General features: G+C 73.5%; 1 pseudogene. It reads left to right on the top strand.

The features are described 5' to 3' along the window. Positions 1-1,166: pseudogene (locus FUT87_RS25390) on the top strand (DNA ligase-associated DEXH box helicase); the annotation flags it as partial.

Genomic DNA, 1,166 nt, shown 5'->3' with positions numbered 1-1,166 from the left:
GCCGCCGCCGCGCGCGCGGCGATCACCGCGGGCCGCATCGAGGCCCGGCACAGTCCGCGCGAGCCGCTGGACGTGCTGGTGCAGCACCTGGTCACGGTGGCGCTGGGTGGCGGCTTCGAACCGGACGCGCTGCTGGCGGAGGTCCGCGGCACGGTCGCCTACGAGGCACTCGACGACGCGAACTGGCGCTGGGCGCTGGACTTCGTGCGCCAGGGCGGGGCCTCGCTGACCGCCTACCCGGACTACCACCGCGTCGTGCCTGACGAGCACGGCGTCTGGCGCGTGCCGGACGCGCGGCTGGCGCGACGCCACCGCGTCAACATCGGGACCATCGTCAGCGACGCGTCCATCAGCGTGCAGTACCTGGGCGGCGGCAAGCTGGGCAGCGTCGAGGAAAGCTTCATCGCGCGGCTGCGCCCGGGCGATGCCTTCATGTTCAGCGGCCGCCTGCTGGAGCTGGTGCGGGTCGAGCAGATGACGGCGCTGGTGCGGCGCGCCACCGCTGGACGGGCCGCGCTGCCGCGCTGGAACGGCGGCCGCATGCCCCTGTCCAGCACGCTGGCCGACGCGGTGCTGCGCGAGCTGGCCGAGGCCGACGCGGGCCGCTTCGATTCGCCCGAGATGGCCTGCGTGCGCCCGCTGATCGACATCCAGCGGCGCTGGTCCGGCGTGCCCGCGCCCGACGTGCTGGTGGCGGAGACGCTGAAGTCGCGCGAGGGCTGGCACCTCTTCCTCTACCCCTTCGCCGGCCGGCAGGTGCACCTTGGCCTGGCCGGCCTGATCGCCTGGCGCGCGGCGCAGCCGGAGACCGGCACCTTCTCGATCGCGCTGAACGACTATGGCATCGAGCTGCTCAGCGCCAAGCCCATCGACTGGGCCGAGCGGCTGCCGGGACTGCTCAGCGTGCCGCCGCTGGAGACGCTGCTGCACGAGGTGCTGGCCAGCCTGAACGCGACCGAACTGGCGCGCCGCCGCTTCCGCGAGATCGCGCGCATCGCCGGGTTGATCTTCCAGAGCCACCCCGGCGAGCGCCGCAGCAATCGGCAGCTGCAGGCCTCCGCCACGCTGTTCTTCGAGGTCTTCCAGCAGCACGACCCCGGCAACCTGCTGCTGGCGCAGGCCGAGCGCGAGCTGCTGACGCAGGAGCTCGACGTGCGCCGCCTGGC

The organism is Mitsuaria sp. TWR114, from assembly GCF_007997345.1.
Note: the sequence above shows the minus strand (reverse complement) of the source record. Positions and strands in the feature narration are given on the sequence as shown.